We start from the raw sequence: 22,486 nt of genomic DNA, 5'->3' as shown, positions 1-22,486 counted from the left end.
GTCGTGATGCGACTGGCGGGTCGGCGATGTGGCGGAGCGATGGACGCCGTGATGCGCCGCGGCATCGCGTTAGCCACGCAATCGGCGCCGACGCGCGTCATACAACGCGCTCGGCGCAGCGTTTCACCCGCCCCAGCAGCGCTAGACCTTGCGCCGCAGTGCGAAGCCGCCCAATCCGATCAACAACAGGCACACCGCGCTCCACGGCGAGAACGCGCCGCCGCCTCCGCCGCCTCCACCGCCGTCTGTCCCACCCGATGACGACCCCGACGAGGATCCGACCGCCGGAGGATTCGGCGCAAGCGCCAGCGCCGCGTCGGCGTCGAGCAGTCCGGCGCCGCATTTTCCGCTGTTGCCGCTCGCGGTGCAGAAAGTGTTCGCAGGATGCGCGCGCGCCGTGTTCTTCAGCACGGTCGTGACCTGGGCCGGCGTCAGCGAGGGATTGACGGCGAGCATCATGGCGGCGACGCCGGAAACCATCGGCGCGGCAAAGCTCGTGCCTTGCGAATCGGTAGTCGTGTAGGCCCCCGGCGACGCCGTGCCCGTGTTCGACAATGTGCGGATAAAGGACTGACCGGCCGGCGACGCGCAGCTCACCGGCTGTCCGCTGCTGTTCACGATCACCTTCGAATTGCCGCAGCCGCCGCCCGGCGCGCTCAGCGTGACCTGCGGGCCGACATTGGCGTAGCTGGCGTTCTCGCCGTCGTTGGCATGGGCGGTCACGGCAATCACGCCGCTGCAATCGGCTGGCGCCTCGACTGCGCCGGCGGAATTGCCGGCGGCTGCCACCACGATGGCGCCGGCCGCGTTGAGATCGTTGACGGCCTGTTGCTCGATGCTCGAACAGGTGCCGCCGCCGAGGCTGATATTGATGATGCGCGCAGGCGTGGTGTTGTTCGGCACGCCGGGCACACTCAGGCCGCCCGCCCAGCGCATGCCGTCGACGGTATCGGAAAGCAGCGCGCCGCAGCGGCCGGAAACACGCACGGGCTGGATACGCGCGGTCCAATCTACGCCGGCAATGCCCTGTGAATTATTGGTGGCGGCTCCCAGCACGCTGGCCACGCGCGTGCCGTGCCACGTGCTATTCGACGCCCCCGATCCATCCGAACAGGTCGTGCCATTTGGCACGTAGTCGCCGGGATCGGTGGGATCGCTGTCGCGGCCGTCGCCATCGACGGAAACGGTCGTCGAGCTGATGAAGTCGTAGCCCTGCACCAGCCGGCCAGCGAGATCGGGATGCGGCAGATAACCGGTGTCCACCACGGCGATCACCACGCTGGCGCTGCCGCGGCTGCGATCCCAGGCGCGCGGCAGGTTGGCGCCGCCCACCACCGTGGCCGGCGACTGCATGTAGAGCTGCTTGGCGGCGAAATCGGGATCGTTCGGCACCGTGTCATGCAGCCGCAGCCAGCGGTCCGGCACGGCGTCCGCCACGCGCGGATCCTCGCGCAGCCGCTTGGCCACGGTTTCGGGGTCGTCGCCCTTGTTGTCCTTGACGGTCAGCAGTTGCAGCGCGCCGGCCATCGGCCGCTTGACCGACAGCGCAAGCCCGGTGTTCGATTCCACGCGGCGCATGCGCGTGGTGTCGGCGCTGGTGTCCACGGTCTGGCTGCCATCGCGCCACCGCACGATGTAGTTGCCCGTGTACACCGGCGCCTGCCGGGCCACCGGCGCGTCGGCCTGAGCGGCGCCGGGCGCGCCGAGCAGCGCGGCGGTGGCGACCAGCAGCGCTGGCACGATGGACCGGTGGTACTTCAGCTTGGCGTACGGCATCTGCGCTCCTGTGGAGATCCAGTGTGCGACTGCTGATCGATGACTTCGTGCTGACGGCGGCGGCGCGGCGCGCCGGGAACTTTGTTGCCTTGGCGCCGCGCAGATTTAGTTCGGAGGCATGTCGCGACCGGTGGGCATGGCGCGATGGGGCTTCAGCACGCGGTCCGGCGTTGCCGATTCCACGCGCGGCGCCGCCTGCAGCGTGGCCACCGCCTGATCGAGCGTGACATCGGCTTGCGCCGTGATGGCCGTCACCAGCCATACGCCGCCGGACATCGGCCGCTTGACCACATAGCGCACCGGACCTTGCACATCAGCCAGAAGTTTGCCTGCGTCCTCGGATACTGTCACTTCGGGCGCGGTGAACTTGACGAGGATATCGCCGATGGCACGATCGTCCGTGATGCTGCCTCGCGGCGGTGCGAACGACTTCGATTCCGACGCGCAGCCCGACGCCGCGAACAGGGCGGTCAGCGCCAGCGCGGCAGCGGAGACAGCGGCGGCGCGGCGCAGGGGCGATGGCGGCTTGCGGTGGGTCATCGGTTTCAAACTCCTGTATTCATGGTGCCGGGTGGACGTTCAGATCGCCACGCGGCGTGGCTTGCGGCCGCCGCCTTCGCGCGGGGCATTGGCCGGCGTTGCCGACTCGGCAGCGGCGCGGGCGCCTTGCGCCAGCATCTCTTCCGCATGTTGCATCGTTGTGGCAGTGACCGTGGCACCGCCGAGCATGCGGGCGGTTTCGTTGACGCGGCCGGCGGCATCCAGCACACGAATGCGCGAGCGCGTGATCGCGCCTTGCTGGCCGGGCTGGCTGTCCTTGCTGACCAGCAGATGTGTGCCGGCCTGCGCGGCCACCTGCGGCAGGTGCGTGACGCACAGTACTTGGCGTGAACGGCCCAGTTCCTGCAGCCGCCGCCCCACCACCTCGGCCACGGCGCCGCCAATGCCAGTATCGACTTCGTCAAAGATCAGCGTGGGTGTCGGCGCGGCCTCGCTGGTGATGACCGAGATGGCCAGGCTGATACGCGCCAGTTCGCCGCCCGACGCCACGCGCGCCAGCGGTCGGGCGCTGACGCCAGCGTGGCCGGCCACCAGGAATTCGATCTGTTCGAGACCGTGGCTCTGGCCTTCGTCCAGCGGATTGAGCGCTACTGCGAAGGTGCCGCCGGCCATCGACAACCCCTGCATGGCGTCGGTGACCGCCCTGGACAGCGCGTCGGCTGCCGTCTTGCGCGCGGCCGACAGGTGCTGGGCCAGCGTCAGATAGGCGGCGCGCGACGCTGCTTCGCGTGCCAGCACCTTGTTGATGTCCTGCGAGGCCTGCAGGTCGTCCAGTTGCTGGCGGCGCGCGATCAGTTCGTCGCACAGTTGTTCGGGCGCAAGCCGGTACTTGCGCGCCGTGGCGTGCAGCGCCTGCATCCGTTCTTCCACCGTCTGCAGGCGTTCAGGGTCCAGTTCGAGCCGGTCGACATAGCGATTGAGCGAATGCGCGGCTTCTTCCACCTGCACCAGGGCCGGCTCGAGCGCGGCGAGCACGTCGCGCAGGCCGGCATCGACGTCGGCAAGCTGTTGCAGCCGGTGCACCACGCCGTTGAGCACCGACATCACGGCGCCATCCGATTCGGACAGCGCGTCGAGCGCGGCGTGGCTGCCGTCGATCAGGCCGGCGGCATGCGACAGACGGTTGTATTCGGACTGGATGTCTTCCCATTCGCCCGGCTGCGGCGCGAGCTTGTCGAGTTCGCCGACCTGCCATTCCAGGCGTTCGCGCTCCAGCTGCATCTCGCGCGATTGCAGCTCCACCGCCTCGCGCTGCTTTACGCAGGCACGCCATGCGCGCCACGCTTCGGCCACGGCGGCGCCCTGTTCGGTCAGCCCGGCGTGGGCGTCAAGCAGGCGGCGCTGGGCGTCGGGACGCAACAGCAACTGATGCGCATGCTGGCCGTGGATATCGACGAGCTGGTCGCCGACCTCGCGCAACTGCGCAAGCGTGGCGGCGGCGCCATTGATGAACGCCTTGCTGCGGCCCGAGGCGTCGACCGTGCGGCGCAGCAGCACAGTGCCGTCGTCGCCGGCCAGGTCGCGTTCGGCCAGCCAGGCGTCCAGGGCGGGATGGGTATGGAAGGTCGCCCCGATGCTGGCGCGCGCCGCGCCTTCGCGCACCACGCCGGCGTCGGCGCGTTCGCCTAGCACCAGCGCCAGCGCATCGATCAGGATCGACTTGCCCGCGCCGGTTTCGCCGGTGAACACGGTAAAGCCGCTGGAAAAATCCAGGTCGAGCGCATCGACGATGACGAAATCACGGATGGACAGGCTGCGCAGCATCTTGGGCGGGTGGCGGTGGACGTGAGACGAAGGGGAGGGGGCTTACAGCCGGTTGTCTTCGGTCGGATATTCGTGCCAATGCAGCTTCTTGCGCAGCGTGGCGTAATAGTTGTAGCCCACCGGATGCAGCAGGCGCACCGTCTTGGCCGAGCGGCGCACCACGATGCGGTCGCCGGGCAGCAGCGAGGCCAGCGACTGCATGTCGAAATTCACGCTGACGTCGCGCGCGCTGGCCACTTCGATCGTCACTTCGGCGTCGTGCGGCAGCACGATCGGGCGATTTGACAGCGCATGCGGTGCAATTGGCACCAGCACCAGCCCGGACAGCGTAGGATGCAGGATCGGCCCGCCCGCCGCCAGCGCATAGGCGGTGGAGCCGGTGGGCGTGGAGACGATCAGGCCGTCCGAACGCTGGTTGTACATGAAATAGCCATCGACCGAAACGGCGAGCTCTACCATGCCGGAAATGCCGGAACGGTTGACTACCACGTCATTAAAGGCCAGCGCCGAGAAGATGACGCTATCGTCGCGGATCACGCTCGATTCGAGCAGCATGCGCGATTCCTGCTCGTAGTGCCCGGTCAGCATTTCCGGCAGCGTGGTGGTGACGTCTTCGAGCGGGATGTCGGTCATGAAGCCCAGCCGGCCGTGGTTCACGCCGATCACGGGCACGTCGCGGCCCGCCAGCTGGCGCGCCAGGCCAAGCAGGGTGCCGTCGCCGCCCAGCACGACGGCGACGTCGGCCTGCTGGCCGATCTCGTCGGGCGTCAGCACGGGATAGCCGGTCAGGCCGGTGGCCATTGCGGTTTCGCGTTCGAACACCACATCCTGCCCATTGCGGGAAATACAGGAGGCCAGTTCTTCGAGCGGGCCTTCGATACCGGCGGTCGAATACCTGCCCACCAGGGCAACGGTCTTGAACGGCGGGCGCGCGGCGGAGGTCTTTGAGGGGGCAGACATGGCGGGATTAGACCATACCGGCGTGACCATTGTCAGCATTGGGGCGTAACGGCGCGCAGCCGTGCGCGGCGACGCCCGAACGGGCCAGTTTTGATTAAAATTCCGACACCATGGATGAACGTTCGAAAACGCTTCTCAAAACCCTGATCGAGCGCTACATCGCCGAGGGACAGCCCGTGGGCTCCCGGACCCTGTCGAAATTCTCGGGTCTGGACCTGTCGCCCGCGACGATCCGCAATGTGATGTCCGATCTCGAGGAAATGGGTTTCATCGCCAGCCCGCATACGTCGGCGGGGCGCATTCCCACGCCGCGCGGCTATCGGCTGTTTGTCGACACGATGCTCACTGCGCGGCCGCTGGAGCGCGCGCCCGAGCTGGCCGCGCAACTGGCCGAGTTGCAGGACCAGATTCAGGGCCAGATGGCCAACCAGCAGCTCGGCCCGCAACGGATGATTACCGCCGCGGCCCATACGCTGTCGAACCTGTCGCATTTCGCGGGAGTGGTAATGACGCCGCGGCGCGCGCAGTCGTTCCGGCAGGTGGAATTCATGCGGCTGTCGGACAAGCGCATCCTGCTCATCATCGTCAGTCCGGAAGGTGACGTGCAGAATCGCATCATCCAGACCGACCTGTCCTACACGCCAGCGCAACTGATCGAGGCGGCCAACTTCTTCAACGCCCACTACGCGGGGATGAGCTTCGATGCCGTTCGCGATCACCTGCGGGTGGAACTGCAGGACCTGCGGCGCGATATGTCGACCCTGATGCAGGCCGCGGTCGAGGCCGGCAGCAGCGCGATGGCCGAGGATAACGGCGAGCAGGTGTTCATTTCGGGCGAGCGCAAGTTGCTCGAGGTTGAAGACCTGTCGTCCAGCATGGACAAGCTGCGCCGTCTGTTCGATGTGTTCGAGCACAAGACCAGCCTGCTGCAGTTGCTCGATGTGTCGAGCCGCGCGCAGGGCGTCCAGATCTTCATCGGCGGAGAAAGCCAACTGGTACCGCTCGAGGACATGGCCGTGATCACCGCGCCGTACGAAGTCGATGGGCAGATCATCGGCACGCTTGGCGTAATCGGTCCCACTCGGATGGCGTACGAACGCGTGATTCCGATTGTCGACATCACCGCGCGGCTGCTATCCAGCGCGCTCAGCCAGAACTCGTGACCCGCATTGCGTGTCTGTCCACTGCCGGCCGGACCACCCGGCCGGCGGTCTTCCCCCAAGAATCGGCATCTCGCAACGGCCGCGGCCGTTGCAAACGGAAACCTCATGACGTTTTCGCCTGAACCGGCATACCAGCATGGCCAGCCGCCGCGCACCGCGATCCTGTTGATCAATCTCGGCACCCCGGACGCGCCCACGCCCAAGGCGGTGCGCCGCTATCTGAAAGCCTTCCTGTCCGATCCGCGCGTGGTGGAAATCCCGCGGCTGCTGTGGCTGCCGATCCTCAATGGCCTGATTCTGCCGTTCCGCTCGCGCGCCTCGGCAATCAAGTACGAGTCGATCTGGCTGCGCGAAGCGCATATGACCGGATCGCCGCTGCTGGTCCATACCGAACGCCAGGCGCACGCGCTGCAGCAACTGATGCACAAGCTCGGGCACGACGTGACGGTGGCCTGCGCCATGCGCTACGGCAATCCGTCGATCGAATCGGTCATGGAAACCCTGCGCCGGCAGGGCACCGAGCACATTCTGCTGCTGCCGCTGTATCCGCAGTTTTCGGGGACCACCACGGCTACCGCGTTCGACGAAGTGTTCCGCGTGCTGGCGACGTGGCGCAACCAGCCGGAACTCCGCCTGGTCAAGCATTTCCACGATCACCCGTCCTATGTCGAAGCGCTCGCCAGCAAAGTGCGCGATTACTGGGGCGAGCACGGCGCGCCCGATTTCGCGCGCGGCGACAAGCTGATCCTGTCGTTTCACGGCCTGCCGCGCCGACTGCTCGATCTCGGCGACCCCTATCATTGCGAGTGCCTGAAAACCGGCCGGCTGCTCGGCGAGGCGCTTGGCCTGCAGCCGGGGCAGTATCAGGTGACGTTTCAGTCTCGTTTTGGCAAGGCCGAGTGGCTCCAGCCCTATACCGCGCCGACGCTGGCGGAACTCGGCAAGGTCGGCACGCACCGCGTGGACGTGTTTTGTCCCGGATTTCCGGCGGATTGCATCGAAACCCTGGAAGAAATCGCCATGGAGGGGCAGACCGAATTCCGCGTGGCGGGCGGCAACGAGTTCCACTTCATTCCGTGCCTGAACGACAGCGAGGCTTGGGTGGCGGGCATGGCGGATATTGCGCTGCAACATCTGCAAGGCTGGCCGCTCCGGCAACCGCATCCGCATGAACTGGAGGAGCGGCGCAGTCGGGCGCACGCACGTGGCGCGGCCGCGTAGGCGTATTGCTCAAGGACAAGACATGCAGGTGAATTTCGAACCCGATGCGCGTATGCGAATCGACAAATGGTTGTGGTGCGCGCGGTTCTTCAAGACGCGCTCGCTGGCGGCCGAGGCGGTCGAGCGCGGGCGTGTGACCGTGAACGGTCAGCCGGTAAAAAACTCGCGCGAGGTCAAGCCGGGCGATACCGTGGTGCTGGAAGCGCACCAGCAGCGCTGGGAGGTGACAGTCAAGGGCGTCCCGGCGTCGCGTGGGGCCGCGCCCATCGCGCAGACGACCTATGCCGAAAGCCCGGAAAGCCAGGCGCGGCGCCAGCTGGAGGCCGATCGGCGGCGTTTGCAGCCGGAGCCGACGGCGCAGTTGCAAGGCCGGCCGACCAAACGGGACCGCCGGCGGATCGACGACTTCAGAGGGTGATTCGGAAGGTGGATTTGCGAATGCAGGCACGCCGCCGCAGCGAGGTGCCGCGGCAGTGCGAACGTCAGAGGATTAGCGGACGTATGGGACGATGTAGTGCTTGAATACGGCCTTGCCACTGCCATACTCGGTGTCGCGCGGTGCGACCGCGTCGGACAGGCAGATAAAGGCCGTCATCGCCGACAGGGCGGCAATCAGGCAAAGCGTCACGACAGGCAGCTTGTGCATGGCGAATCTTCCAAAGGATGCACCAAATTGATCCACCTTAGGCTCCCGTTATTTTTGTCATTTTTTCTTGCATTGAATCTTAGTGTTTGCGATGCAGCAAATCAATGACGCCGCTCTTTCATCGACCGCCGCTTTGTAACGGCGTATTTCGGCGTCTCTGAACCTCCACACTTGAAAAACTGGAGGGGCGTCGCCAAGTGCGGCTAGACTTGCCTGCCTGGCATCCAAATCACCCGACGGCCCGTTCTTTTTGCGGGCCGTGCTTTAGCTTTGATACGAATCGACATGGAAGAACAGAATCTGACGCCAACTCCCGATATGCAGCAAGCGGCCCAGGCAGCCGCTTCCCCGCAGGCGCCCGACGCTGCAGCCACGGTTGCCGACGACGTCGCCCGGCTGACGCAACAGGTTGCCGAACTGGAAGCCAAAGCCAAGGAGCATTTCGACATGTACCTGCGCGCCACGGCCGAAGGCGAAAATATCCGCCGCCGTTCGCAGGAAGAGGTCGCCAAGGCGCACAAGTTTGCGATCGAGAACTTCGCCGACAACCTCGTGCCCGTGATGGACAGCCTGCAGGCCGCGCTGGCCGACAACACCGGCGACCTTGCCAAGCTGCGCGAGGGTGTGGAACTGACGGCGCGCCAGTTGGCCGCCGCATTCGAGCGCGGCAAGATCGTCGAGGTGAACCCGGTCGGCGAGAAATTCGACCCGCACCGTCACCAGGCCATTTCGATGGTGCCGTCCGAGCAGGAACCCAACACCGTGGTCAGCGTGCTGCAACGCGGCTACATGATTGCGGATCGTGTACTGCGTCCGGCACTGGTAACGGTGTCGGCGCCGCGCTGATCGCGCCGATGTGAATGTTTGAAGACGCCCGGTGGCCGCAAGGTCCCCGGGCGTTGTTGTTTTCTGGAGGATTCCCGATGTCAGACGATCAACCGGCACACCTGGACCATCGCGCATTCGACGCGCTCGATATGCGGCAAGTCGATCCCAATTCGATCGATGCGGCCATCGCCGCTGCAGGCGACGAACTGGTCTGCGTGTTCTTCTGGGGCGTGGACTGCTTCAACTGCGAAATGGCCAAGAAGGCGATCCTGGCCAATCCGGAGCCGATCCGTGCATTGAACCTGCGGTGGCTGCATGCCAACGTCTATGCGCACCCCGAGCTCGGCCGCCGCTTCGGCCTGCACGGCATCCCCGTGTTCATGTTCTTCCACAAGGGCAAGAAGCTCGGACGCGCCACGGGCTGGCATGGCCACGGGCAGTTCGCGGCAGCGGTCGGCAACGCCCGCCTCAAGGCGGAAGGCAAGCCGCTGGCCGGCTGAACGCGTCGGAGCACTTTGCCGCCGATCGACGGTCGCGATTGACCGTCGATCGTGTCGTCATGGCGACGGCCCTCGCTGCGGCAGCCCCGCATGCTTGCATCACTGCATCACTGCATCACCGCATCACCGCATCACCGCATCACCGCATCACTGCATCACCGCGAGAGCGCGTAGCCGATGCGGAACTGCCATGGTGTTTTCTGGTTGTAGTAGAGCAGGCTTTCGCCATAGCCGTAGAAATACCCGGCCATCAGATAACCGGCGGTGCCGGGCAGCAGCCGCGCCAGCGGGTACGTGGCCTGGGCATCGATGCTGCCGTAGCCCTTGCGTGTGCCTTTGCGCAGCGTAGCGGAAAACTCCCAGGAATCGGGTCGCCCGTAGGCGACGTTGAGATCCATGTAGCCGCGATAGTGCGCGATGTCCTCGTTGTCGCTCTTGCCCACGTACCCGTAGATTTTCGGCGCCACGCGCCAGTGCCAGTCGGTCTGGTCGCCGAAGTACATGGTGGGCTTCACGAACAGCGTATTGATGCCGCGCGAGTCGTCGCCGGCGCGCCCATTGGATTCATGTTCGAAGCCCGTGGCCACGGACAGGCGGCTGATCACGCTGTTCTTCACGCCAGTATCGGACAGGTAGTAGTAGAGACTGGGCCGGTAGTTGGTGTCCTTGAACGGGCGCGATTCGCCCGCCAGATCCCACAGTGAAAACTGCGTATAGGCGAAGTACAGGTTGTCCATCACGGACTTCGAGTTCGGGTCCTCGCCCTGGAAGATCCGGTACTTGAAGCTGATCTGGAATTTGGCATTGGCGCCGTTGTGGGCGCCAAACATCAGGTACATCGGCTCGTTGAACGACAAACGCTGCGCGTCGCGCAGATCGGCCGGGGCGGGCGGCGGCGCGTTGCTTTCGGCCGTAACGATGGGCGTGAGCGGCGGTTTTGGCTGCGTGTCCGCGCTGGCCGTCTGTGCCGGCGCCCCCTTCGGCGTTTCAGTCGGCGCGGCCGGCGACGCCTGCGCAGTCGCCGTGCCGCCTGCCGCTGGCGCGCGATTGAGCGATACCAGCACCGGCGCCGCGTCGATGCCGGTCACATCGAGCCGGATCTGCCCGCGCAACGTGGCGGGCCACTCGGCGCTGTAGCTTAGCGTGCGGTTTTCCCCGCGTTTCAGATTGAGGATCGTCGGGCCGTTATCGACGCGATGCAGCGTCATGCGAATCGGCGTCCCAAGATCGCCGGTAGCGGTGATCTCCAGCGTTTCAGGCGCCGCGTAGCGGCGTGTCTGCTGATCGGCGCTGACCAGCAGCGTAAGCGTAAGGGGCCGCGTGGCGTCGATTTCGCGCGCGGGCTGCAGCAGTGCGACGGCGCCATGCGCGCTCAGCGGAAATTGCAGCGTGCATGTGAGCGCAAGGGCCGACAACGACGGAGCAACCGCGCGGCGCCTGACGGCGGGCGAGAGCAGATTCAATGGCATTGGGGGCGATAGCACGCCGCACCGGCACACGATCGATCTTCGACCAGGTGCCGCGGACGTGGCAGAAGTTGCAACTGCAGAAGCCTACCACGTGCCGCAAAGCCGTCTTGTGACGAAATGTTCGCAATCGAGGCCGACCCAAGACCGATGCGCAGGGCGCTCGGCCGAGCCAGATCAGCCCGCGGCGCGGCGCTTTATGTCGTCGACATAGGCCTGGCCATCGGGCGGCAGGCCGTTGCGCTGGGCATTCCACAGCATCTGGCCGAGCGCCTCCATGATCTGGTGTTGCGCTTCGTGCGGCGAATCGAGCCGGCGGCTCAGCGCCTCATAGGCAGCGCGAATGCCGGGCGGCTGATCGATCGACACCTGTTCTGAAATCGACAGGTGCATGGAGAGATGCAGGAACGGATTTGTCTGGCCGCCTTCGGGCGTGTAGTCGCGCGTGAGCGCGCCTTCGGTGTCGGTCAGCAGCGCGTGATATTCGGGATGCTGATCGATCCAGTCGACTGCGATCGCCTCGAGGGGCGTCAGAACGTTGCCGCCGGTGCGCTTCTGCCATGCATCGCAGAAGAAACGGCGGACTTCTTCTCTTGAGGGATTGAACATAGTGGCCGCTATTGTAGTGCAGCGGTCCGAACGGCGTCGGCCGCGCAATCGGCTGCCGCGGCGGTTGCGGGCGTTAGTAGAATGAGCGGTTTCCGATCCTCATGGCTGCGATGACCGCTTCCGTCTCTGACATTCCCGGGAACGCCCGCGACAAGTTTGCCGGCGTGCTGCTGATCGCGCTGTCCGCCAGCGCATTTGGCGCCATGGCGATTTTTGCGCGATTCGCCTACGCGGCCGGCGCGGACGTCTACGGGCTGCTGGCGGTGCGCTTTGTCCTCGCCGCAATCGCGATGGGCGTGGTGCTGCGCGTGCGCGGCATCGGCCTGCCGCCGTTGCGGCGCGTGCTGGCGCTGGCGGCCATGGGTGGCATTGGTTATGTGAGTCAGTCGTACTGTTTCTTTTCGGCCCTGAACCATGCGCAAGCCAGCCTGGTCGCGCTGCTGCTGTACCTGTACCCGTTGTTCGTGACGATCCTGGCGACGATTTTCCTCAAAGAAAAGCTGACGACCGCGGCGGTGATCGCGCTGGTGCTGTGCTCGGTCGGCGCGGGACTGACCGTGGGCGGCGGGCAGGGATCACCGCTCGGCATCGCGCTGGGCCTGGCCGCCGCGGTGATCTACTCGGTCTACATCGTCGTTGGCGCGCGGGTGACCGCGGGTGTCAACGCCATCGCCACGACCACGGTGATCTGCACGGCCGCCGCCGTGGTTTATGTCGCGATCGGCATCCTGCGCAGCAGCGCGGGCGTGCCGCCGCAGTTTCCCTCCACTGCGGGCGGCTGGCTGGCCTTGCTGGCGATTGCCCTGGTTTCGACGGTGCTGGCCATCCTGACCTTCTTTGCCGGCCTGCAGCGACTGGGCGCGGCGAAGGCGTCGATGCTGTCAACGCTGGAGCCGGTGGTGACCGTGCTGCTGGCTGCCGCGTTGTTGGGCGAACAGATCGGCATGGCGCAGGCGGTGGGCGGCGGGCTCATCTTGCTGGGGGTGCTGTGGCTCACGCGCCGCGCCAGCGGCGCGCCGGTGCGCACCGCCGACGAACGGAATTGAACGGATTCATCAAAGTGGTTGTGGGTCAGCCGCGTCGGCTTGGGTACAATCGCGCTTTCTTCCTTCATGAAAACCGGAAAACGCGCAATGAAACCCGTCGATCAGGCCGTGCTCGCACAATTGTTCACCGAGGCACGCACTCATAACGTGTGGCAGGACAAGCATGTGGACGATGCGCTGCTGAAGCAGATCTACGAAGCCATGAAGTTCGGCCCGACCGCGGCCAACAGTTCGCCGGCTCGCATCGTGTTCGTGAAGTCCGCCGAGCAAAAGGCGCGGCTGGTCGAGTGCGTATCGGCTGGAAATGTCGACAAGACGCGCAGTGCCCCAGTGACGGCCATCGTCGCTTTCGACAACGCTTTCCACGATCAACTGCCGAAGCTGTTTCCGCACGCCGACGCGCGCGCCTGGTATGCCGGCAACGAGGAAAAGATTGCCCGCGACGCGCTGATGAACAGCTCGCTACAAGGTGCGTACTTCATTCTGGCTGCTCGCGCCCTGGGTCTCGATTGCGGTCCGATGGGCGGTTTCGATGCGGCCAAGGTCAATTCGGCGTTCTTCCCGGACGGCAAGTGGTCGATCAACTTCCTGATCAATCTTGGCTATGGCGAAGCGGACAAGCTCTATCCGCGCCTGCCGCGCCTGTCGTTCGACGAAGCCTGCAAGATCGTCTGAGCCGGATTCGCTTCGATAAAAAAGCGACCCTTGGGTCGCTTTTTTTTATTTGTCGAAGCGCTTGACGCGCTCAGGCCGTCCATTCGGCGACTGGATTGCACGACAGGTAGCGCACCGGCTGCGCGATGCCCAGCCGTGCGCGCGCGGCCTCGAGCGGCTCGTGCAGCAGCTTTTCGTAATCCTCGCCGAGCAGCCAGCTGGCGCGGCGGCCCAGCCGATAACCCTCTATCACGGCGCGCGCGAATGCGGTGCCGCCGGAAACGCGCAGGCTTTTCAGCGATGCCGCGATGGCGATAAAGGCCCAGCCCTTGCCGCCCGTTTGCGCGTAGCTGAACGCGACCAGCGCCGCCTCCCCGAGACTTTCATCGGCGCGATAACCGGTGAGCACGTGCCAGATATCGTGGATGTCGCGCGTGCGCCGCCCGAACCACATGTACGCGTCCTCGACCACGGGTTCCTGGTCGAGATTCGAGACCTTGGCCAGTCCATCGGCGCTGTAGCCGGTGCGCTCCAGGAACGCGCGGTACGCGGCGCCGACCGTGCCCGGTGCGAACTGCGCGATATAGGCGGGATCGCTCAGGCGCTCGGCCAGCTCGACACGTTGATAGACCATGCGCCGGCCCTCGACCGTGCCCAGCAGCCGACTGAAATTCCTTGGCATCGACGGGCCGTTCAGCGCGCGCATGATGCGGAACACCTGGGCCGTATCGTTGCCATCGGCCATCAGCTTGCGCACGGCTTGCAACGCGGTGAACAAGTCCTGCTTGTAGGGATTCGATCCGGTCGACGTGGCCATCCGGGGCTCCTCGTATCCAGTGTTTCGTGGAGATCTGAACTATGCGGCGACGGCTTCATGCAACTGCAGCGCCGCGTCGCGAACGAAATCGACGCTCGTCTGCACCGCCGTCACCGGCAGCATATGCCCGCCGTTCACCAGTGTCAGGCGCGCGGCGGGCAGCTTGGCCACGAAGGCCTCGCCATTCATCCGGTAGTCGAGGATGCGGTCTTCGCGTCCGAACAGAATGCTGACCGGTACGCGCAGATCGCTGTATCGCGGCAGCAGCGGCGGCAGGCTGTGCGCCACACCGAGCAGATCTTCCGATGCGCCGATGAAATGGCTCGGCCGCAGTGCCAGCAGGCCGCCGCCGCGCGTCGGGAAATCGGCGGGCACGGCATCGGGGCCGAAGACGATATTCATGACCTGTTCGCGGCGCCGGATCGACATTGGGATCACCAGCGTCCACGCGATCAGCTTGCGCACGAAAGCGCTTTGCACGGCCATCGCCTGGAACACTGGTGACACCGCTTCGGGCGGATGGGTGAGCGGGGCGATCAACGCCAGCCCGCCCACGCGGTCCGGGTGATAGGTGGCCAGCGCCAGCGAAATCGCGCCGCCCAGCGAGTGGCCAACCACCAGCGGTTTGTGCAGGCCGAGCTGGTCGATGAGCGCCGCCAGCGTGTCGGCCTGCGCGCGCAGGTCGGCAGCCGCGCCCGGTTGCCGCGTCGAATATCCCGCGCCGGGGCGATCGACGGCGATCACACGGAAGTCGCGCGATAGCGGCTCGATCATGCCGTAATCGAAATTGGCCAACTGGCCGGACAGGCCGTGTACCAGCAGCACGGCAGGGCCGTTGCCGCGTTCGACCACATGCAGTCGCGCGCCAGGCACATCGACAAAGCGACCGGTGGGCGGCAGCGCGGCCTCGATCTTGCGCGTGGTGCGCCAGGTGAACACGAAAAGCAGCGCCAGTAGCGCGGCGCCTGCCGCGGCAACGGCGAGTACAAGCACGAGCAGGACGTTCATGGTTGGGTCCGGGCGATCGGGTTGCTGGTGGGTGCGGTGGCGGCCTGCGCGGCGTCGAAGTGCAGCACGCCGTCGTCGATGCGGCCATGGCGGATCGTCAGCATGTCCATGAGGTAATTCTGATAGACGCGCCACGGTTTGCGATGCCCCTGCCGCGGCAGCACATGGGCCGCGCGCTGGACGTAGCCGGAGCTGAAGTCGAGGAACGGCGCTGCCTGGACGTCCGGATCGACCACCGGCATGGCAAACCGGTATGCGCGGCGATCCATGAACCGCAGCAGCCGGCACACGTATTCGGCAGTGAGATCGGCCTTCAGCGTCCACGATGCATTGGTGTAGCCGAACGCCAGCACCAGGTTGGGTACATTGCTCAGCATCATGCCTTTGTAGGCGAGGCACTCCGATGGCCGGCGCGGTTTGCCGTCGACGGTCAGCGCGATGTCGCCGAGCATATTCAGTTTCAGACCGGTGGCAGCCACCACGACGTCGGCGGGCAAGGTCTTGCCCGATTTCAGCGCAATGCCGTCGGCGGTGAAGCGATCGATCTGATCGGTCACGATCGATGCGCGGCCGTTGCGGATTTCGCGGAACAGATCGCCGTCTGGCACCAGGCAGACGCGCTGATCCCAGGGGTTATAGCGCGGCGTCAGATGCGTATCGACATCGAAGCCCGGTTCAAGCTGCGCCGCGGCCATGCCGACCAGACGTTGCTTCACCTTCTGCGGCCGGCGTCGCGCCAGCTGGAAGAAGAACATCCCCAGCAGCACGTTCTTCCAGCGCGTGGCGCGATAGGCCAGCCGCTCCGGCAGCACGCGGCGCAGGCGCTGCGCGATCGCGTCCTCGCCCGGGCGCGTCACGATGTAGGTGGGCGAGCGCTGCAGCATCGTCACGTGCTGCGCCGTGCCGGCCATCGCGGGCACCAGCGTGACGGCCGTAGCGCCGCTGCCGATCACCACCACACGCTTGCCCGCATAGTCGATCGATGGGTCCCAGAACTGCGGATGGACGATCTGGCCTCGGAAATTTTCTTCGTCCGGAAATTTCGGACGATGCCCTTCCGCATAGCTGTAATAGCCCGCGCAAACATAGAGCAGCCGCGCGCGCAGTCGCTGGCGCAAACCGTCCGCCGAACGCTCGGCTTCCACGGTCCAGCACGCGTCGTGGCTGCTCCAAGCGGCGCTGACGACCTTGTGGCCGAAACGGATGTGCGGGGTGATGCCTGCCTCGTCGGCGGTTTCGCGGATGTAGGCCAGGATCGACGGCCCGTCGGCAATGGCCTTGGCGCCGCGCCAGGGCTTGAAGCGGTAGCCGAGCGTGTACATGTCCGAATCCGAACGGATGCCGGGATAGCGGAACAGATCCCAGGTGCCGCCTACGGCATCGCGGGCTTCCAGGATGGCGAAGCGCTTGTCGGGACAGCGCTGCTGCAGGTGCCGGGCGGCACCGATACCGGAGAGGCCGGCGCCTACGATCAGTACGTCGAGAACTGCGTCATCGGGAAGCGGGGCGGTCATGACGGGAACCCGGTCGAGTTGGGGCTTCTGACAACATAGGTTGTCAGAAGCGATCTGACAATAGGGAATGTCATAATGGCGCGCATGACCACCGAGCTCTCCCCCGCGCGCCGCTATCGCGGCGCTGACGCCGACGAGCGCCGCGCCCAGCGACGCGATCAGCTTATCGCCGCGGCCGTGCAGGTGTACGGCGAACGCGGCTATCAGAACGCCACGGTCAAGGCCGTCTGCGAAGCGGCGGGACTGACCGAGCGATATTTTTACGAATCGTTTGCCAACAGTGAAGCGTTGCTACTGGCGTCGTTTCAAACAGTCACGCACCGGCTGCTGCATAAACTCGAGCATGCCGGCGAGGCGGCGGGCGGCGACGGCCAGCATCGCGCGCTGGCGATGCTGCGCACCTATTTCGGCACGCTGCAATGCGAGCCGCGCTCGGCGCGGGTGTTCCTGGTGGAGATTCGCGGCGTCAGCAAGCCGGTGGACGAGGCGCTGGGCGTGTCGCTGCGCGAGTTTGGCGGACTGCTGGCGCGCACCTTGCTGCCCGGCGGCCCGGCTGCCGATCCAATGCTGCTCGCGGGGATCGCGGGCGGCATCATTCACGTGGCGCTGCATTGGATCCGCGAAGGCTATGCACCCGACGTCGAGTCGGTGGCGGCCACCGCGTTGCGGCTGGCGCTAGTGCTGACACACCGCGCGCCTTGATGGCGGCGACGCCTACGATTTCGGCGCCGGCGTCTTTTCCCTGAACTCGCAGAGCGGCTCGATCGCGCAATGCCAACATTCGGGCTTGCGCGCCTTGCACACGTATCGGCCGTGAAGAATCAGCCAGTGGTGCGCATCGTGCAGGAAGTCTTTCGGCACCACCTTCAACAGTTTCTGCTCCACTTCGTCGACGTTCTTGCCCGGTGCCAGGCCGGTGCGATTGGCCACGCGAAAGATATGGGTGTCGACCGCGATGGTCGGATGGCCAAATGCCACGTTGAGCACCACGTTGGCCGTTTTCCGCCCCACGCCGGGCAGCGCTTCGAGCGCTTCGCGCACGGGCGGGACCCTGCCGCCATGCTGCTCGACAAGGATCCGGCACGTTGCCATCACATGCTTGGCCTTGGTCTTGTACAGGCCGATCGTCTTGATGTATTCGATCAGCCCATCCTCGCCCAGATCCAGAATCTGTTGCGGCGTGTGTGCCACGGGAAACAGCTTGCGCGTGGCCTTGTTCACGCCCACATCGGTGGCTTGCGCGGACAGCAGCACCGCAATCAGCAATTCGAACGGCGAACTGTATTCCAGCTCCGTTTCCGGTGTCGGATTGACTTCGCGCAGGGTTTCAAAGATCGCAAGGCGCTTGGCGGGATTCATCGCGGAGGATTGCTGTCGTCGTTCTTGTTCTGGCTGCCGGTGTCAGCGGGATCGTCGGCGCGGTCTGCATGATCGGCACCATCGGCGTGATCGGCGTGATCGGCGTGATCGGCTTCAGGCTGGGCTGTGCCGATGCCAAGCCGGGTACGGCGCGCCTCTGCGGCCTCGATCTGCGCCTGCACGGCGGGCGACACGTCTTCGGTGTTGCGCGGTTTTGCCGCGGCGGCCTTCTGGCGCGCGCGTTCGATCGCCGCCTGGATGATCGCTTTCTTGCGCGCTTGCGCGGCCTGTTCGGCTTCGCTCGCGGCGGATTCGGCCTGCAGCGCTTCAAGCTTTGCGGCGGCTTTGGCGGCGAGGCGCGCGTCGTTTTCCGCGCGTTCGCGCACCAGCCGCTCGCGGCGCGCCAGATGACGGACGTGCGCAATGTCGGCCTGCTCCTGCGACCATGCCGCCCAACCAGTCTTAGCGCCCGTGATCGGGATCATGGCGATGCAGTCGACCGGGCAGGGCGCCACGCAAAGATCGCAGCCGGTGCACCAGTCCGGCAGCACGGTATGCATCTGCTTGGCCGCGCCGACGATGGCATCGACGGGACACGCCTGGATGCAGAGCGTGCAGCCGATACACAGCGACTCGTCGATCCGGGCCACGGCGCGCGGCTGTTCGATGCCGCGCTCGGGGTCCAGCGGTTGGGGTGCCACGCCCAGCAAGGCGGATAGTCGCACCACACCCTCGGCGCCGCCCGGCGGGCAGCGGTTGCTTGCGGCCTCGCCCGCGGCCATGGCTTCGGCGTAGGGGCGGCAGCCATCGAACCCGCATTTGGTGCATTGGGTTTGCGGCAGCAGGGCTTCAAGGCGGTCTGCCAGGCTGTCGCCAGCAGCGATCGATGGGGTGTGGGTCACGACGTAATACGGTTTTCGAGGGGAGCGGCTGCGACGTGGCGGGTCTGTGGCGCGCCTGCGCGGCAAGGATTATCCCCGATTTCGCCGCAGTGCAGAAAAGGCGATCATGCGGCGTCACTCGATAGGGGAGAGGCCGCCGCAAGCCGGGTGACACGCTATGCCATAATCCGCGCAACTGACAGACGGAATTTCATGTCGAACGAGCCAAGAACCAAGCGGGATCCCGAGGGCACACGCCGACGCATTATGGCGGCAGCCACCGAGGAATTTGCCAAGGGCGGTCTGGCCGGTGCACGCGTCGACCAGATCGCACGTCGCGCCGAAACCAACGAGCGCATGCTGTACTACTACTACGGCAGCAAGGAAGGCCTGTTTTTGGCCGTGCTGGAAAGGCAGTACGCCGAATTTCGTGCCGCCGAAGAGCAACTGCATATCACCGACGAAGATCCGGTGGCGGCGGTACGGACCCTGGCCCGCTTTATATGGGACTGGTATTACGCGCATCCGGAATTCATCCGCCTGGTCAACAGCGAAAACCTGCACGAGGCGCGTCATCTGAAGAAATCGGCGCAATTGCATGAGCTGATCAATCCGGTGGTGGACGTGCTGGCCGATGTGATTCAGCGCGGACAGAAGCAGGGCGTATTTCGCGACCAGATCGATGTGCCGCAGTTCTACCTGACGATTTCGGCGCTGGGCTATTACGTGCTGTCCAACCGCTATACGATCAGTGCGGTGATCGGTCGCGATGTGGCATCGGAAGAAGAGCATGCGCGCTTTGCCGACTTGCACACCGATATGCTGCTGTCCTACCTGACCAATCGTTGAACCGATCTTTCTGATCGGGACGGCGCCAAGACAAAACGCCCGCGAAAAATTCGCGGGCGTTTTGTCTGGCGGCTTGCCGAATCAATACTTGCGGATGAATTCGCGCAGTTCCGGATAGATGTTCTCGCGCCAGCGACGGCCCGAAAAAATCCCGTAGTGACCGCACTTCGGCGCAGTGATGTGCTGCTTGCGCGTTTTCGGAATGCCCGCGCACAGGTCGTGCGCGGCTGCGGTCTGGCCCGCTCCGGAGATATCGTCGAGTTCGCCTTCGATCGTCAGCAAGGCCGTGCCCTTGATGTCCTGCGGACGCACCGGCGCGCCGTCGATTTCCCACGTGCCGTTGGCCAGGCGGAATTCCTGGAACACCTCGCGAATCGTATCCAGATAATATTCGGCGGCCATGTCGAGTACCGCGTTGTACTCGTCGTAGAACTTCACGTGGGCCTCGGCATCGTCGGCATCGCCTTCGATCAGGCTCAGGTAATAGTCGTAGTGCGACGACAGATGGCGATCCGGGTTCATTGCCACGAATCCCGCATGCTGCAGGAAGCCCGGATACACCTTGCGGCCATGGCCGGGATAATTGGCCGGCACCGTGTAGATGACGTTGTTCTCGAACCACTCGAACGATTTGTTGGTGGCCAGCGAATTGACCGACGTCGGGCTTTTGCGCGCGTCGATCGGACCGCCCATCATGGTCATCGTGCGCGGCGTCTTCTCGCCGGCCGAGGCCATCAGCGAAATGGCCGCCAACACCGGTACGGTCGGCTGGCAGACGGAAATCACATGCAGGTTTTCGGCGCCGATATGGCGGATGAATTCCTGGATGTAATAGATGTAGTCGGACAAATGGAAGCTGCCGCTTTCCACCGGCACCATGCGCGCGTCGACCCAGTCCGTGACGTAGACCTTGTGGTCCTGCAGCAAGGTTCGCACGGTATCGCGCAGCAGCGTGGCGTGGTGGCCGGACAGCGGCGCGCAAACCAGTACGACCGGCTCGTCCTTGAGCAGCTTGATGGTTTCCGGGTCGTCCGCGTAGCGCTTGAAGCGGATCAGTTTGCAGAATGGCTTTTCCAGCACGGCCTGTTCGACGATGGGAATGTCGCGGCCGTTGGAACGGACAGCCTTGATATCAAAGGCTGGTTTTTCGTATTCCTTGCCGAGCCGGTAGAGCAGCTCATATCCCGCAGCCATCCGCGGCGCACCGGGAATCAGCGATAACGGGCTGAGGGGATTGGTAAATGTCTTGGCTGTCGCCTGAGCCCAGGCGGTCAACGGGTTCAGCATCGAGCGCTGAAATTCATGCAATTGGTAAAGCATGCTTGTCTAGCCTTTCTGGTCGCGAGTGCTTGTCGCGCAACGATTATGCCCGCAATCGAACGATCGTGCTCTGCAGCATATGCCGCCAACTTACCCGACCAAGCAGGGAGGACGATAGGACATCGGCCGCAAATCCTGATGACAACGCTGAAGAAAAGAAAAAGGCGACCCGGAGCGCACTCCGGATCGCCTTTTCATGTCGCGGGTGTTGCTTTTTTGCGCAACCGCCGCGAGGCGTCTTTGCGGACGCCTGGCTTAGTAGACCGCTGCGATAGCGTTTACCACGGCGTCGATGTTGCGGCTGTTCAGCGCGGCCACGCAGATGCGGCCGGTGCTGACGGCGTAAATGCCGTGTTCGGTGCGCAGCGTGTCGACCTGAGCCGAAGTCAGGCCCGAGTACGAGAACATGCCGCGCTGGGCTTTCACGAACGAGAAGTCGCCGGGCACGCCCTTGGCGGCCAGCTTGTCGACAAGGGCGTTGCGCATCAGCTTGATGCGGTCGCGCATTTCACCCAGTTCTTCTTCCCACATGGCGCGCAGCTCGGGGCTGTTCAGCACGGTGGCCACCACGGTGCCGCCGTGGGTCGGCGGGTTGGAATAGTTGGTGCGGATCACGCGCTTGACCTGCGACATCACGCGCTGTGCCTCTTCCTTGCCGGTGGTCACGATCGACAGCGCGCCGACGCGTTCGCCATACAGCGAGAAGCTCTTCGAGAACGAGCTGGACACGAAGAACGGCAGGCCCGATTCGGCAAACAGACGCACTGCGGCGCCGTCCGGGTCGATGCCTTCGGCAAAGCCCTGGTAGGCCATGTCCAGGAACGGAATCAGGTTGCGTTCCTTGACCAGTTCGACCACTTGCTTCCATTGGGCTTCGTTCAGGTCGACGCCGGTCGGGTTGTGGCAGCAGGCGTGCAGAACGACGATCGTGTTGGCCGGGTACGACTTCAGCGATTCGACCATGCCGGCGAAGTTCAGGCCGTGGCTGGCGGCGTCGTAATAGGCATAGTTGACCACCGGGAAACCGGCGGCTTCGAACAGCGCGCGGTGGTTTTCCCAGCTCGGGTCGCTGATGGCGACCGAGGCGTTCGGGTACAGGCGCTTCAGGAAGTCGGCGCCGATCTTGAGCGCGCCGGTGCCGCCAAGTGCTTGGGCGGTCACAACGCGGCCTTCGGTGATGAGGGCCGAATCCTTGCCGAACAGCAGCGTTTGCACGGCCTGGTCGTAGGCGGCAATGCCTTCGATGGGCAGGTAGCCGCGCGGCGTGGCGGTGGCCAGGCGCGCTTTTTCGGCTTCCTGCACGGCGCGCAGCAGCGGAATTTTCCCTTCGTCCGTGAAGTACACGCCAACACCCAGATTCACCTTCGTGGAACGCGTATCGGCATTGAATGCTTCATTCAGGCCCAGGATCGGGTCGCGCGGGGCCATCTCGACGGCAGAAAACAAACTCATTTGGAATCTCGTGGTCAGCTGTGTAACAAAACGGAGGGCGTAGAATGCTTCGGACTGCGCTGTGGCTGCGTCGGAACATGGTCCGGTCGAAT

At 64.9% G+C, this 22,486-nt stretch carries 23 protein-coding genes; 9 read left to right on the top strand and 14 right to left on the bottom strand.

Annotated elements, in window-relative coordinates:
• Positions 1-141 precede the first annotated feature (141 nt).
• The 4 genes from mprA to AC1RKI_RS11435 form a co-directional block, all read right to left on the bottom strand.
• Entirely contained in the window at positions 142-1,776 is a 1,635-nt protein-coding gene (mprA, locus tag AC1RKI_RS11450) for an MprA protease, GlyGly-CTERM protein-sorting domain-containing form (RefSeq protein WP_227459790.1), read from the bottom strand.
• Positions 1,777-1,881: 105 nt separating this feature from the next.
• Complete coding sequence (locus tag AC1RKI_RS11445) at positions 1,882-2,316, bottom strand: hypothetical protein (RefSeq protein ID WP_061955984.1); 435 nt, start codon at positions 2,314-2,316, stop codon at positions 1,882-1,884.
• 39 nt (positions 2,317-2,355) lie between these two features.
• A complete protein-coding gene (gene recN, locus AC1RKI_RS11440; protein WP_492795388.1) occupies positions 2,356-4,101 on the bottom strand; it encodes a DNA repair protein RecN in 1,746 nt (581 codons plus the stop codon).
• Positions 4,102-4,143: 42 nt separating this feature from the next.
• Positions 4,144-5,061: an NAD kinase gene (locus AC1RKI_RS11435; protein ID WP_061955988.1), complete on the bottom strand. Its 918-nt coding sequence runs from the start codon at positions 5,059-5,061 to the stop codon at positions 4,144-4,146.
• Positions 5,062-5,171: 110 nt separating this feature from the next.
• On the opposite strand from AC1RKI_RS11435, the gene hrcA reads away from it, so the two are divergent.
• The 3 genes from hrcA to AC1RKI_RS11420 all read left to right on the top strand — a co-directional run bounded on the left by hrcA (position 5,172) and on the right by AC1RKI_RS11420 (position 7,863).
• Entirely contained in the window at positions 5,172-6,224 is a 1,053-nt protein-coding gene (gene hrcA, locus AC1RKI_RS11430; RefSeq protein ID WP_061955990.1) for a heat-inducible transcriptional repressor HrcA, read from the top strand.
• 105 nt (positions 6,225-6,329) lie between these two features.
• Positions 6,330-7,445: a ferrochelatase gene (hemH, locus tag AC1RKI_RS11425; protein WP_492795386.1), complete on the top strand. Its 1,116-nt coding sequence runs from the start codon at positions 6,330-6,332 to the stop codon at positions 7,443-7,445.
• Positions 7,446-7,467: 22 nt separating this feature from the next.
• Positions 7,468-7,863 carry an RNA-binding S4 domain-containing protein gene (locus AC1RKI_RS11420; RefSeq protein ID WP_061955994.1) on the top strand — a complete coding sequence of 132 codons (396 nt, stop codon included), beginning with the start codon at positions 7,468-7,470 and terminating at the stop codon, positions 7,861-7,863.
• Positions 7,864-7,935: 72 nt separating this feature from the next.
• On the opposite strand, the gene AC1RKI_RS11415 is transcribed toward AC1RKI_RS11420, so the two are convergent.
• Positions 7,936-8,091 (bottom strand): hypothetical protein, encoded by a 156-nt coding sequence (locus AC1RKI_RS11415; protein ID WP_167585443.1) that lies wholly within the window; start codon positions 8,089-8,091, stop codon positions 7,936-7,938.
• Positions 8,092-8,376: 285 nt separating this feature from the next.
• Between AC1RKI_RS11415 and grpE the strand changes: the two genes are divergently transcribed.
• Both grpE and AC1RKI_RS11405 read left to right on the top strand, forming a co-directional pair.
• Positions 8,377-8,937, top strand: coding sequence for a nucleotide exchange factor GrpE (grpE, locus tag AC1RKI_RS11410; RefSeq protein WP_061955996.1), 561 nt, complete (start codon positions 8,377-8,379; stop codon positions 8,935-8,937).
• A 77-nt stretch (positions 8,938-9,014) separates the two neighbouring features.
• Positions 9,015-9,419, top strand: a complete 405-nt coding sequence (locus AC1RKI_RS11405; RefSeq protein ID WP_492795383.1) for a thioredoxin family protein — start codon at positions 9,015-9,017, stop codon at positions 9,417-9,419.
• Positions 9,420-9,574: 155 nt separating this feature from the next.
• On the opposite strand, the gene AC1RKI_RS11400 is transcribed toward AC1RKI_RS11405, so the two are convergent.
• Together AC1RKI_RS11400 and AC1RKI_RS11395 are read right to left on the bottom strand one after the other, a co-directional pair.
• Positions 9,575-10,888, bottom strand: a complete 1,314-nt coding sequence (locus AC1RKI_RS11400; protein ID WP_061956000.1) for a phospholipase A — start codon at positions 10,886-10,888, stop codon at positions 9,575-9,577.
• Between the two features lie 174 nt (positions 10,889-11,062).
• A complete protein-coding gene (locus AC1RKI_RS11395) occupies positions 11,063-11,494 on the bottom strand; it encodes a DUF1841 family protein (RefSeq protein WP_061956002.1) in 432 nt (143 codons plus the stop codon).
• 110 nt (positions 11,495-11,604) lie between these two features.
• On the opposite strand from AC1RKI_RS11395, the gene AC1RKI_RS11390 reads away from it, so the two are divergent.
• Entirely contained in the window at positions 11,605-12,540 is a 936-nt protein-coding gene (locus AC1RKI_RS11390; protein ID WP_492795560.1) for a DMT family transporter, read from the top strand.
• A gap of 87 nt (positions 12,541-12,627) precedes the next feature.
• Complete coding sequence (locus AC1RKI_RS11385; RefSeq protein ID WP_492795381.1) at positions 12,628-13,215, top strand: malonic semialdehyde reductase; 588 nt, start codon at positions 12,628-12,630, stop codon at positions 13,213-13,215.
• A 70-nt stretch (positions 13,216-13,285) separates the two neighbouring features.
• Here AC1RKI_RS11385 and AC1RKI_RS11380 read toward each other — a convergent pair whose 3' ends face one another.
• Genes AC1RKI_RS11380 through AC1RKI_RS11370 form a run of 3 tightly spaced genes read right to left on the bottom strand, consistent with a single transcriptional unit; the run spans position 13,286 to position 16,533 of the window.
• Positions 13,286-14,011, bottom strand: coding sequence for a Coq4 family protein (locus AC1RKI_RS11380; protein WP_061956006.1), 726 nt, complete (start codon positions 14,009-14,011; stop codon positions 13,286-13,288).
• 39 nt (positions 14,012-14,050) lie between these two features.
• Complete coding sequence (locus AC1RKI_RS11375) at positions 14,051-15,019, bottom strand: alpha/beta fold hydrolase (RefSeq protein ID WP_492795379.1); 969 nt, start codon at positions 15,017-15,019, stop codon at positions 14,051-14,053.
• Positions 15,016-16,533: a flavin-containing monooxygenase gene (locus AC1RKI_RS11370; RefSeq protein WP_492795377.1), complete on the bottom strand. Its 1,518-nt coding sequence runs from the start codon at positions 16,531-16,533 to the stop codon at positions 15,016-15,018. The genes AC1RKI_RS11375 and AC1RKI_RS11370 overlap by 4 nt, the downstream gene beginning before the upstream one ends.
• A gap of 75 nt (positions 16,534-16,608) precedes the next feature.
• Here AC1RKI_RS11370 and AC1RKI_RS11365 point away from each other — a divergent pair, with 75 nt between their 5' ends.
• A complete protein-coding gene (locus AC1RKI_RS11365; RefSeq protein WP_492795375.1) occupies positions 16,609-17,235 on the top strand; it encodes a TetR/AcrR family transcriptional regulator in 627 nt (208 codons plus the stop codon).
• A gap of 12 nt (positions 17,236-17,247) precedes the next feature.
• Here the strand turns inward: AC1RKI_RS11365 and nth are convergent, their stop codons facing one another.
• Complete coding sequence (gene nth, locus AC1RKI_RS11360) at positions 17,248-17,892, bottom strand: endonuclease III (protein ID WP_227459783.1); 645 nt, start codon at positions 17,890-17,892, stop codon at positions 17,248-17,250.
• Entirely contained in the window at positions 17,889-18,794 is a 906-nt protein-coding gene (rsxB, locus tag AC1RKI_RS11355; RefSeq protein WP_492795373.1) for an electron transport complex subunit RsxB, read from the bottom strand. Before rsxB ends, nth begins: the two co-directional genes overlap by 4 nt.
• A 192-nt stretch (positions 18,795-18,986) precedes the next feature.
• Between rsxB and AC1RKI_RS11350 the strand changes: the two genes are divergently transcribed.
• The gene (locus AC1RKI_RS11350; protein WP_061956017.1) at positions 18,987-19,622 is read left to right on the top strand and encodes a TetR/AcrR family transcriptional regulator; all 636 of its coding nucleotides are present in this window, start codon (positions 18,987-18,989) and stop codon (positions 19,620-19,622) included.
• Between the two features lie 81 nt (positions 19,623-19,703).
• On the opposite strand, the gene AC1RKI_RS11345 is transcribed toward AC1RKI_RS11350, so the two are convergent.
• Positions 19,704-20,942 carry a polyhydroxyalkanoate depolymerase gene (locus AC1RKI_RS11345; protein ID WP_061956019.1) on the bottom strand — a complete coding sequence of 413 codons (1,239 nt, stop codon included), beginning with the start codon at positions 20,940-20,942 and terminating at the stop codon, positions 19,704-19,706.
• A 255-nt stretch (positions 20,943-21,197) separates the two neighbouring features.
• A complete protein-coding gene (locus tag AC1RKI_RS11340) occupies positions 21,198-22,394 on the bottom strand; it encodes an amino acid aminotransferase (RefSeq protein ID WP_150981512.1) in 1,197 nt (398 codons plus the stop codon).
• Positions 22,395-22,486: the final 92 nt, after the last annotated feature.

The sequence above is a fragment of the Cupriavidus sp. GW822-FHT06G04 genome (genome assembly GCF_058799075.1).
This window is presented reverse-complemented; position numbering and strand designations above follow the sequence as displayed.

What these genes read in the sequence shown, in the direction of transcription:
- AC1RKI_RS11345 (WP_061956019.1), bottom strand. Translation starts at nt 20,942, where the DNA reads ATGCTTTACCAATTGCATGAATTTCAGCGCTCGATGCTGAACCCGTTG.
- AC1RKI_RS11415 (WP_167585443.1), bottom strand. Translation starts at nt 8,091, where the DNA reads ATGCACAAGCTGCCTGTCGTGACGCTTTGCCTGATTGCCGCCCTGTCG.
- AC1RKI_RS11445 (WP_061955984.1), bottom strand. Translation starts at nt 2,316, where the DNA reads ATGACCCACCGCAAGCCGCCATCGCCCCTGCGCCGCGCCGCCGCTGTC.
- AC1RKI_RS11370 (WP_492795377.1), bottom strand. Translation starts at nt 16,533, where the DNA reads ATGACCGCCCCGCTTCCCGATGACGCAGTTCTCGACGTACTGATCGTA.
- mprA (WP_227459790.1), bottom strand. Translation starts at nt 1,776, where the DNA reads ATGCCGTACGCCAAGCTGAAGTACCACCGGTCCATCGTGCCAGCGCTG.
- AC1RKI_RS11340 (WP_150981512.1), bottom strand. Translation starts at nt 22,394, where the DNA reads ATGAGTTTGTTTTCTGCCGTCGAGATGGCCCCGCGCGACCCGATCCTG.
- AC1RKI_RS11375 (WP_492795379.1), bottom strand. Translation starts at nt 15,019, where the DNA reads ATGAACGTCCTGCTCGTGCTTGTACTCGCCGTTGCCGCGGCAGGCGCC.
- hrcA (WP_061955990.1), top strand. Translation starts at nt 5,172, where the DNA reads ATGGATGAACGTTCGAAAACGCTTCTCAAAACCCTGATCGAGCGCTAC.
- AC1RKI_RS11350 (WP_061956017.1), top strand. Translation starts at nt 18,987, where the DNA reads ATGTCGAACGAGCCAAGAACCAAGCGGGATCCCGAGGGCACACGCCGA.
- AC1RKI_RS11380 (WP_061956006.1), bottom strand. Translation starts at nt 14,011, where the DNA reads ATGGCCACGTCGACCGGATCGAATCCCTACAAGCAGGACTTGTTCACC.
- AC1RKI_RS11365 (WP_492795375.1), top strand. Translation starts at nt 16,609, where the DNA reads ATGGCGCGCATGACCACCGAGCTCTCCCCCGCGCGCCGCTATCGCGGC.
- AC1RKI_RS11405 (WP_492795383.1), top strand. Translation starts at nt 9,015, where the DNA reads ATGTCAGACGATCAACCGGCACACCTGGACCATCGCGCATTCGACGCG.
- AC1RKI_RS11385 (WP_492795381.1), top strand. Translation starts at nt 12,628, where the DNA reads ATGAAACCCGTCGATCAGGCCGTGCTCGCACAATTGTTCACCGAGGCA.
- AC1RKI_RS11400 (WP_061956000.1), bottom strand. Translation starts at nt 10,888, where the DNA reads ATGCCATTGAATCTGCTCTCGCCCGCCGTCAGGCGCCGCGCGGTTGCT.
- hemH (WP_492795386.1), top strand. Translation starts at nt 6,330, where the DNA reads ATGACGTTTTCGCCTGAACCGGCATACCAGCATGGCCAGCCGCCGCGC.
- AC1RKI_RS11435 (WP_061955988.1), bottom strand. Translation starts at nt 5,061, where the DNA reads ATGTCTGCCCCCTCAAAGACCTCCGCCGCGCGCCCGCCGTTCAAGACC.
- grpE (WP_061955996.1), top strand. Translation starts at nt 8,377, where the DNA reads ATGGAAGAACAGAATCTGACGCCAACTCCCGATATGCAGCAAGCGGCC.
- recN (WP_492795388.1), bottom strand. Translation starts at nt 4,101, where the DNA reads ATGCTGCGCAGCCTGTCCATCCGTGATTTCGTCATCGTCGATGCGCTC.
- nth (WP_227459783.1), bottom strand. Translation starts at nt 17,892, where the DNA reads ATGAATCCCGCCAAGCGCCTTGCGATCTTTGAAACCCTGCGCGAAGTC.
- AC1RKI_RS11420 (WP_061955994.1), top strand. Translation starts at nt 7,468, where the DNA reads ATGCAGGTGAATTTCGAACCCGATGCGCGTATGCGAATCGACAAATGG.
- AC1RKI_RS11395 (WP_061956002.1), bottom strand. Translation starts at nt 11,494, where the DNA reads ATGTTCAATCCCTCAAGAGAAGAAGTCCGCCGTTTCTTCTGCGATGCA.
- AC1RKI_RS11390 (WP_492795560.1), top strand. Translation starts at nt 11,605, where the DNA reads ATGACCGCTTCCGTCTCTGACATTCCCGGGAACGCCCGCGACAAGTTT.